This is a genomic window from Pseudomonas sp. PA-5-4B, assembly GCF_021606215.1.
GTDB classification, from domain to species: Bacteria; Pseudomonadota; Gammaproteobacteria; order Pseudomonadales; family Pseudomonadaceae; genus Aquipseudomonas; species Aquipseudomonas edaphica.
The window spans coordinates 1-8,607 of sequence record NZ_WKDB01000121.1; the positions used below are offsets into that span (position 1 = coordinate 1).

An 8,607-nucleotide genomic window follows, 5' to 3' on the forward strand; every position below is an offset into this window, starting at 1 on the left:
CTTGTCGGCCAGAGTGGAAAGGTGGATGGCAGCTTTGCTCCCACTCGTGCTTCTAGCACCGCGGACTCACAGCTTGCCATCCACCCCTCTCACCTCAGAGTTTATTCCCAGATCAAGACACAAGCGGGCTTGCCCGCGATGGCGTCCTGTCAGTTATCGATGTGTTGCCTGATAGGCCCTCATCGCGGGCAAGCCCGCTCCCACACTTCGATCAGTGTTGTTTGATCTGGCGTATTCCAGAAACACAAAACCCCGGCACATGGCCGGGGTTTTGTTATTCAGCATTCACCTGCTAGCGCAGGATCACTCCCACTCAATCGTCGCCGGCGGCTTGCTCGACACGTCATACGTCACGCGCGAAATACCTTCGATTTCATTAATGATACGGCCGCTGACAGTCTCCAGCAGCTCGTACGGCAGGTGTGCCCAACGCGCGGTCATGAAGTCGATGGTCTCTACGGCACGCAGCGCAACAACCCACGCATAACGACGGCCATCGCCCACAACACCCACCGATTTCACCGGCTGGAACACCACGAATGCCTGGCTGACCTTGTGGTACCAGTCGGCTTTGCGCAGTTCTTCGATGAAGATGTGGTCGGCGCGACGCAGCAGGTCGGCGTATTCCTTTTTCACTTCACCCAGGATGCGCACGCCCAGGCCCGGGCCTGGGAATGGGTGACGGTAGACCATGTCGTAGGGCAGGCCGAGTTCCAGGCCCAGGCGGCGGACTTCGTCCTTGAACAGTTCGCGCAGCGGTTCTACCAGCTTGAGGTTCATTTCCTCAGGCAGGCCACCCACATTGTGGTGGGACTTGATCACGTGGGCCTTGCCGCTTTTGGCGCCAGCCGACTCGATCACGTCGGGGTAGATGGTGCCCTGGGCGAGGTACTTGATGTTGTCCAGTTTGTTGGACTGGGCATCGAAGACGTCGATGAAGGTGCGGCCGATGATCTTGCGCTTCTTCTCTGGGTCGGACTCGCCGGCCAGGTTATTCAGGAACTGCTCTTCAGCGTTGGCGCGGATCACTTTGACGCCCATGTTCTCAGCGAACATGGCCATCACTTGCTCGCCTTCGTGCAGGCGCAGCAGGCCATTGTCGACGAACACGCACGTCAGCTGGTCGCCGATGGCTTTGTGCAGCAGCGCGGCAACCACGGAGGAGTCAACGCCGCCGGACAGGCCGAGCAATACGTTGTCGGTACCCACCTGGGCACGCACGTTGGCGATGGCGTCTTCAGCGATTTTCGACGGGGTCCACAGGGCTTCGCACTGGCAGATGTCGAGGATGAAGCGCGACAGAATACGGCCGCCTTGCTTGGTGTGGGTCACTTCCGGGTGGAACTGCACGCCGTAATAGCCGCGCTCGTCGTTGAACATGCCGGCAATCGGGCAGCTCGGGGTGCTGGCCAGGATGTGGAAGTCTTCCGGCATCTTGGTGACCTTGTCACCGTGGCTCATCCACACGTCGAGGCCGAACAGGCCGTCGGCGTCGATGTGGTCTTCGATGCCGTCCAGCAGGCGGCTCTTGCCGACCACGTCGACACGGGCATAACCGAATTCACGCAGTTCGGAACCTTCAACCTTGCCGCCCAGTTGCTCGGCCATGGTCTGCATGCCGTAGCAGATACCGAAGACGGGCACGCCCAGGTCGAATACGGCTTGCGGGCAACGCGGGCTGTTGGCTTCGTGCACGGACTCGGGGCCACCGGCAAGGATGACGCCTTTCGGTGCGAATTCGCGGATCGCTTCGTCGTCCATGTCGAACGGGTGCAGTTCGCAGTACACGCCGATTTCACGCACGCGGCGGGCGATCAGTTGGGTGTACTGGGAACCGAAGTCGAGGATCAGGATGCGGTGGGCGTGAATGTCGAGGGCCATGAAGTCAGTCTCGTCTAATGAATCAGAAACAACTCGGGGCTGAAAGAACAGCCCCGGTTACTTAACGTTTTGCTGGAAGCCTCAACCTACACGGTAGTTCGGCGCTTCCTTGGTGATCTGCACGTCGTGGACATGGGATTCAGCCATGCCGGCGCCGGTGATCCGTACGAACTCTGGCTTGGTGCGCATTTCTTCGATGTCGGCGCTGCCGGTGTAGCCCATCGAGGAACGCAGGCCGCCCATCAATTGATGGATGATCGCGCTCAGGGTGCCTTTGTACGGCACACGGCCTTCGATGCCTTCCGGTACGAGCTTCTCGGCGCCTGCCGAGGAGTCCTGGAAGTAACGGTCGGAAGAGCCCTGCGCCTGGGACATGGCGCCCAGCGAACCCATGCCGCGATAAGCCTTGTACGAACGGCCCTGGAACAGTTCGATTTCGCCTGGTGCTTCTTCGGTACCGGCGAACATCGAGCCCATCATCACGCAGGAAGCACCGGCAACGATGGCCTTGGACAGGTCACCGGAGAAACGGATGCCGCCGTCGGCGATCAACGGAACGCCCGTGCCTTCAAGGGCAGCAGCAACGTTGGCGATGGCGCTGATTTGCGGCACGCCTACACCGGCGACGATACGCGTGGTGCAGATGGAGCCAGGGCCGATACCGACCTTGACCGCATCGGCGCCGGCTTCGGCCAGGGCCTTGGCGGCTGCGCCGGTGGCGATGTTGCCGCCGATAACCTGTACGTCAGGGAAATTCTGTTTGACCCAGCGAACGCGGTCGATCACGCCTTTGGAGTGGCCGTGGGCAGTGTCGACCACCACCACGTCAACACCGGCAGCCACGAGGGCCGAAACGCGATCACCGGTGTCTTTACCGGTGCCGACCGCAGCGCCGACGCGCAGACGACCTTGGTCATCCTTGCTGGCCAGCGGGTAAGCCTTGGCTTTTTCGATGTCGTTGACGGTCATCATGCCTTTGAGGGCGAATTTGTCGTCGACGATCAGCACGCGCTCGATGCGGTGCTTGTGCAGCAATTCGCGCACATCGTTCTTGTCGGCGCCTTCCTTGACAGTAACGAGGCGCTCTTTAGGCGTCATCACTTCACGGACGGTGACTTCAAGACGGTTCTCGAAACGCACGTCACGGGAAGTGACGATGCCGACCAGGTCGCCATCGTGCAGTACCGGAACGCCGGAGATGTTGTGCAGGCGGGTCAGGTCGAACAGATCACGCACGGTGGCGTCGGCTTCGATGGTGATTGGATCTTTCACCACACCGGCTTCGTAACGCTTGACCTTGCGCACTTCGGCAGCTTGCTGCTCGATGGTCATGTTCTTGTGGATGATGCCAATGCCGCCTTCCTGAGCCATGGCGATTGCCAAACGGGCTTCAGTGACGGTGTCCATGGCAGCGGAAACCAGAGGAATATTCAGCTCGATGCCACGGGTTAGGCGGGTCTTGAGACTGACTTCGTTAGGAAGCACCTCGGAATAACCGGGCACTAGGAGAATGTCGTCGAATGTCAGAGCTTCTTGGCTGATACGCAGCATCGCGGGGGCTCCCGAGCGGGAAAATGGAAGCGCGCCATTATATACATGCACCCTGTCGGGCTCAATGTAAAACTCTGACAAACTTGGTAATACTGATAGATGGATAAAACTCACGGCTTGATCGTTCCTACGCTCCGCGTGGGAATGCCTCGTTGGACGCTCCGCGTCCGGGGTCAGCGCAAGGCTTCAACCTTGCGCAATGGTGACGCGGAGCGTCACGGGATACATTCCCACGCGGGAGCGTGGGAATGATCGGATTAAAGCTCGACTCTGACCCAACTCATCTTCTGGTCCAGCCAGTCGGCAAATTCGTCGATAAAGCTCTGCTTGAACCCCGCCTCCGCCCAGTTGTTGAAGATAAACCCCAGGTTGGAAAACCCGCATTCCTGCAGGAATAGAAACCCATTGATGTCATCTTCATGCCCACACAACGGGCAAGTGAAGTTATCGGTGTGGCCGGGCATCCAGTCTTCCAGGCTTTCGAACAGCGCCTCGCCGACTTCTTTAAGGCACTCCGGGCAGCCGGCCTCCTCGAGAAAGCCCTTGGCCGGCGTGTAGATGCAGCGCTTGTAGATGATCTCCAGGCCATTGATCGGCTCGTTGAACGGCAGCGCTTCGGGGTGCAGCACCACGGCGCGGGCGCCGTCGGCCAGGGCGTAGGCCATGCGGTTGCCGGTGCGCCCGCAGGTGGTCAGCTCTTCCTTGATGATGTTCTTGCGCACCAGCCAACGCACGATGGCCCGGGCGCGGGGTTCGTGGACGGGCAAGGTGGAGATTTTGGGGACAAGGATGCTTTGGGAGTTCATGGTGCTTGGGAGCCCTGCGGTGTGGCGACTGCCGACATCGCGGGCAAGCCCGGCTCCCACATTTGGAATGCATTCACCTGTGGGAGCTGGCTTGCCTGCGATGAGGCCTTGAAGCCTGGCAGCTTAATCCCTGCCCCACACAGGTCAAGTGCTCAAATACCGCCCAATCAATGCAATCCCACTGGCCAACACCAACCATGTCACCAAGCGCACAAAGGCTTCGCGGGACATCCGCATCGTCAACCTGCGCCCACACCACAGCCCCAGGGCCATCGCCGGCAACAGGCACAGCGCCAACAACAGCAACGGCAAGTCCGCATACACCCCGGCAATCAGGAACAGACTCAAGCGCACCACCGTGCTGCAACTGATCAACGCACTTTGCGTGGCCCGCGCCGCATCCTTGGGCAAACGGCTGTTGAGGTAGATCGCATATAAAAAGCCGCCGCTGCCGAACAGCGCACCAAACAGGCCGCCGACGATGCCCATTGGAATCGACCAACCTTTGGAAAGCTGGGTGGGCCGCGCCTTCACCGACAAGCTGTAGATCGCATAGGCGCTGATAAACACCCCCATCAGCAGCAGCAACAGATCCGAATGCAGGTTGAGCAGAAAGATCACGCCCAGCGTACAACCGATGGCCATGCATGGCAGCAACCAGAGCAGCTCGGGCTTGTTCACGTCTCGCCGCGATTGCAGCAGATTGCCAAAGGCCGCGACAAAATCCAGCAGCACCAGCAGCGGGATAATCTTCGACAGCGGCATAAACACAATCAGAATTGGCCCCGCCACCAGCGCCGTGCCAAAGCCTGCAATACCGAAGACGATATAGGCCAGCACCACACCCAGGCCGATGACCAGCCAATCGACACCACTGAACGACCACTGGCTCATCAGCTCAACCGGGCTCATGTCGTATTCCTTGAAAGAGATAACCAACACTTTAGCCATCGCCGAGTGTTGCGACTAATATCTTCAAAGCCCTCCACTTATCTTGAAAAGGCATGACAAGTGATCTCGACCCGCCAACTGCGCTACTTCGTAGAGATCGCCGACGGCGGCAGCTTCAGCGCCGCGGCCGAGCGTTTGTTCGTGGCGCAATCGGCCCTGAGCCGCCAGATCAAGGCGCTGGAAACCCAGCTGCAAACTTCACTGTTCGAACGCACCGCGCGCCAGCCCCGGCTGACGGCGGCGGGCGAAGCCTTTTACCCGAGGGCGCGCAACCTGCTGAGCGAGCTGCTCAAGGCCAGCGAGATGGCCACCCTGGTTGGCAAGGGTCAGCTTGGCACCCTGCGCCTGAGCCATTCGAGCACCGTGCCGATGAGCGGGCCATTGCTGCACGGCATCAGCACCTGGCTGCAGCGTTGCCCCGGCGTATCGATGGATATCGTCAAACTGTCTTCCGAGGCGCAACTTGAAGAAATTGCCGACGGGCGCCTGGAAGTCGGCCTTTTACGGTTACCGGTGCTGCGACAGCGCGAAGGCGTGCGCGTGGTGCCTTTATATAGCGAACAACTGGTGTTGGCGGTGCCGCCCAATCACCCGCTGGCAGGCAGTGATACACCTGTCGAACTGGCACAGCTCAAGGACGAAGCGTTTATTTCAGTTCCGCACCCCCAACGTGGCGGCTTGAGTTATCTGTCAGCCGAACTGTGCATGCGCGCAGGATTTTTCCCCAAGGCAGCGCGGGTGATGTCGCGCAAAACCACGCAATTGCAGCTGATCCAGGCCGGCTTCGGAATTGCCTTGTTACCAAAATCCATGCAGGACATAGCGCCGGCCAACCTGCACTTTTTGTCCCTGGCGGACCCGGACTGCTTGAGTACCGTGGCCCTTGCCTGCACGCAGGCGCCGAGCGCACTGGTGGAGCAATTCTGCCAAACCTTGCACGAATGCCTATAAACTGCCGCCCATGATTAAAGATCGCTCCTCATGATTAAAGATCCGTTTGCCCGCTTGGGCCTGGACCGCGAAGTCCTGACTGTCAGCCAGCTCAACGGCCGCGCGCGGGTGTTGCTGGAAGACGTGTTCACCAATATCTGGGTCGAAGGCGAGATCTCCAACCTCGCCCGCCCGGCTTCCGGCCATGTGTATTTCACCCTCAAGGACAGCGGCGCCCAAGTGCGTTGCGCGCTGTTTCGCAACAACGCCGCACGGGTGCGCCAGGCGTTGAAGGACGGCCTGGCGGTGAAGGTGCGCGGCAAGGTCTCGCTGTTCGAAGGCCGGGGCGACTACCAACTGATCCTCGACACCGTGGAACCTGCTGGCGATGGCGCGCTGCGTTTGGCCTTTGACGCGTTGAAGGAAAAGCTCAGCGCCGAAGGCCTGTTCAGCGCCGAGCGCAAGGTGCCGCTGCCGGCGCACCCTCGGCGCATTGGGATTATCAGCTCGCCGACGGGCGCGGTGATTCGCGACATCATCAGCGTGTTCCGTCGTCGTGCGCCGAACGTTGAACTGACACTGATCCCCACCGCCGTACAGGGCCGCGAAGCCATCCCGCAGATTGTGCGCGCGCTGAAAATGGCGGATGCGCGCGGTTTCGACGCGTTGATCCTGGCCCGAGGCGGCGGTTCGCTCGAAGACCTGTGGTGCTTCAACGAAGAAGCCGTGGCCCGCGCGGTGGATGCCTGCGTGACGCCCATCGTCAGCGCCGTCGGCCATGAAACCGACGTGTCGATCTGCGACTTTGTGGCCGACGTGCGCGCCCCCACGCCCTCCGCCGCCGCCGAATTGCTCGCGCCAGATGCCAGCCACTTGGTGCGCCAAGTCGAAAACCTGCACCGCCGCCTGGTGATGCTGATGCGCAACCGCCTGAGCCATGATCGCCTGCGCCTGGAAGGCATGGCCCGCCGCCTGCGTCACCCTGGCGAACGTCTGCGCCAGCAAGCCCAGCGTTTGGACGACCTGGACATGCGCCTGCGCCGCGCCTTCGAGCGCAGCCTCAATACCCGTCGCGAACGCCTGATCCGCCTCGAAACCCGCCTCGCAGGCCAACACCCCGGCCGTCAACTGGCGTTGCTGCGCCAGCGCCTCGATAGCCTCGCAGAACGCCTGCCCCGCGCCATGCGCGAAGGCCTTAAGGCACGCCGCCTGCAACTGCAAAGCCAGGTGCAGACGTTGCAGGTGGTCAGTCCGCTTGCGACTCTGGGCCGTGGCTACAGCATCCTGCTGGACGAGCGCGGCCAGGCGATCCGCAACGCCGCGCAAACCCACACCGGCCAACGCCTGACCGCGCGGCTCGGCGAAGGCCAATTGCAGGTGCGGGTGGAAGATAACCACCTGACGCCCGTCACCCTTTCGTTACTGGATTGATTGATGCCACGTTTATTTAGCCTGCTGATGCTCTTGTGCCTGACCTTCAACGCCCACGCCGACAGCTACATCACGCGGTTGCTGAACAAGCCGGTGCCGGGTGGCGTGGCGGTGGTCGACCTCGGCACTTCGGCCAGCGCGCCCAAAGCCACCTACCTGAACCGGCCGGTGCTTGTGGTCAAGGAACAGAACAACTGGCTGGCGATTGTCGGGATCCCGCTGACCGTCAAACCCGGTACCGAGCGCATCACCAGCGGCGGGCAGAACTTGCCGTTTGTGGTGGGCTTCAAGAAATACCCCGAACAGCACATCACCTTGAAGAACAAAAGCCAGGTGAACCCGGCCCCGGCGCAACTCAAGCGCATCGAGGGCGAACTGGCCGTGCAGCTCAAGGCTTACCGCAGCTTCAGCCCGAACACACCGAGCAACCTGCTGCTGGACAAACCGGTCAACGGGCCACTGTCGAGCAAATTCGGCGTGCGCCGCTTCTTTAATGGCGAGGAACGCAACCCGCATTCGGGCCTGGACTTTGCCGTGGGCGCGGGCACGCCGATCAAGACGCCGGCGGCGGGCAAGGTGATCCTCACCGGCAATTACTTCTTCAACGGCAACACCGTGTTCGTCGACCATGGCCAGGGCTTTATCAGCATGTTCTGCCATATGTCGAAGATCGACGTCAAAGTCGGCGACCAACTGGCACGCGGCGCAGTGGTGGGCAAGGTCGGTTCCACTGGCCGTGCAACCGGGCCGCATATGCATTGGAACATCAGCCTTAACGATGCGCGGGTTGACCCGGCGATCTTTATTGGCGCGTTCCAGCCCTGATAAAAATATTCAACCTACCGGCCTCATCGCGGCATAGGTATCTACGCAACTTTTAAAAGCAGCCTATTTCTCCTGTGGCGAGCAGGCTTGTCCTGCGTTGGGCTGCGAAGCGGCCCCAAAAACAGACGCTGAGTACTTTCAGCAAAATTGCCGTGCCTGTACTGGGGCCGCTTCGCAGCCCAACGCAGGACAAGCCTGCTCGCCACAGGAGAAATAGGCTGCTTTTAAAAGT

Annotated in this window: 7 protein-coding genes; 3 read left to right on the plus strand and 4 right to left on the minus strand. The window is 60.7% G+C overall.

What is annotated here, in order from left to right; genetic code table 11:
• Window positions 1-303: 303 nt before the first annotated feature.
• The 4 genes from guaA to GIW28_RS30090 all read right to left on the minus strand — a co-directional run bounded on the left by guaA (window position 304) and on the right by GIW28_RS30090 (window position 5,150).
• The gene (gene guaA / locus GIW28_RS30075; RefSeq protein WP_236446664.1) at window positions 304-1,881 is read right to left on the minus strand and encodes a glutamine-hydrolyzing GMP synthase; all 1,578 of its coding nucleotides are present in this window, start codon (window positions 1,879-1,881) and stop codon (window positions 304-306) included.
• An 81-nt stretch (window positions 1,882-1,962) separates the two neighbouring features.
• On the minus strand, window positions 1,963-3,432 hold the full coding sequence (gene guaB, locus GIW28_RS30080; RefSeq protein ID WP_016977684.1) for an IMP dehydrogenase: 1,470 nt from the start codon (window positions 3,430-3,432) through the stop codon (window positions 1,963-1,965).
• A gap of 257 nt (window positions 3,433-3,689) precedes the next feature.
• Window positions 3,690-4,238: a hypothetical protein gene (locus GIW28_RS30085; RefSeq protein ID WP_017134675.1), complete on the minus strand. Its 549-nt coding sequence runs from the start codon at window positions 4,236-4,238 to the stop codon at window positions 3,690-3,692.
• Window positions 4,239-4,382: 144 nt separating this feature from the next.
• Window positions 4,383-5,150 carry a sulfite exporter TauE/SafE family protein gene (locus tag GIW28_RS30090; RefSeq protein ID WP_138450315.1) on the minus strand — a complete coding sequence of 256 codons (768 nt, stop codon included), beginning with the start codon at window positions 5,148-5,150 and terminating at the stop codon, window positions 4,383-4,385.
• A gap of 99 nt (window positions 5,151-5,249) precedes the next feature.
• Between GIW28_RS30090 and GIW28_RS30095 the strand changes: the two genes are divergently transcribed.
• Genes GIW28_RS30095 through GIW28_RS30105 form a run of 3 tightly spaced genes read left to right on the plus strand, consistent with a single transcriptional unit; the run spans window position 5,250 to window position 8,375 of the window.
• Window positions 5,250-6,140: a LysR family transcriptional regulator gene (locus tag GIW28_RS30095; protein ID WP_236446661.1), complete on the plus strand. Its 891-nt coding sequence runs from the start codon at window positions 5,250-5,252 to the stop codon at window positions 6,138-6,140.
• A gap of 30 nt (window positions 6,141-6,170) precedes the next feature.
• Window positions 6,171-7,550 carry an exodeoxyribonuclease VII large subunit gene (gene xseA / locus GIW28_RS30100; RefSeq protein ID WP_138450312.1) on the plus strand — a complete coding sequence of 460 codons (1,380 nt, stop codon included), beginning with the start codon at window positions 6,171-6,173 and terminating at the stop codon, window positions 7,548-7,550.
• A gap of 3 nt (window positions 7,551-7,553) precedes the next feature.
• A complete protein-coding gene (locus GIW28_RS30105) occupies window positions 7,554-8,375 on the plus strand; it encodes a peptidoglycan DD-metalloendopeptidase family protein (protein WP_017134679.1) in 822 nt (273 codons plus the stop codon).
• The last annotated feature ends 232 nt before the right edge of the window (window positions 8,376-8,607 follow it).

What these genes read in the sequence shown, in the direction of transcription:
- guaA (WP_236446664.1), bottom strand. Translation starts at nt 1,881, where the DNA reads ATGGCCCTCGACATTCACGCCCACCGCATCCTGATCCTCGACTTCGGT.
- guaB (WP_016977684.1), bottom strand. Translation starts at nt 3,432, where the DNA reads ATGCTGCGTATCAGCCAAGAAGCTCTGACATTCGACGACATTCTCCTA.
- GIW28_RS30085 (WP_017134675.1), bottom strand. Translation starts at nt 4,238, where the DNA reads ATGAACTCCCAAAGCATCCTTGTCCCCAAAATCTCCACCTTGCCCGTC.
- GIW28_RS30090 (WP_138450315.1), bottom strand. Translation starts at nt 5,150, where the DNA reads ATGAGCCCGGTTGAGCTGATGAGCCAGTGGTCGTTCAGTGGTGTCGAT.
- xseA (WP_138450312.1), top strand. Translation starts at nt 6,171, where the DNA reads ATGATTAAAGATCCGTTTGCCCGCTTGGGCCTGGACCGCGAAGTCCTG.
- GIW28_RS30105 (WP_017134679.1), top strand. Translation starts at nt 7,554, where the DNA reads ATGCCACGTTTATTTAGCCTGCTGATGCTCTTGTGCCTGACCTTCAAC.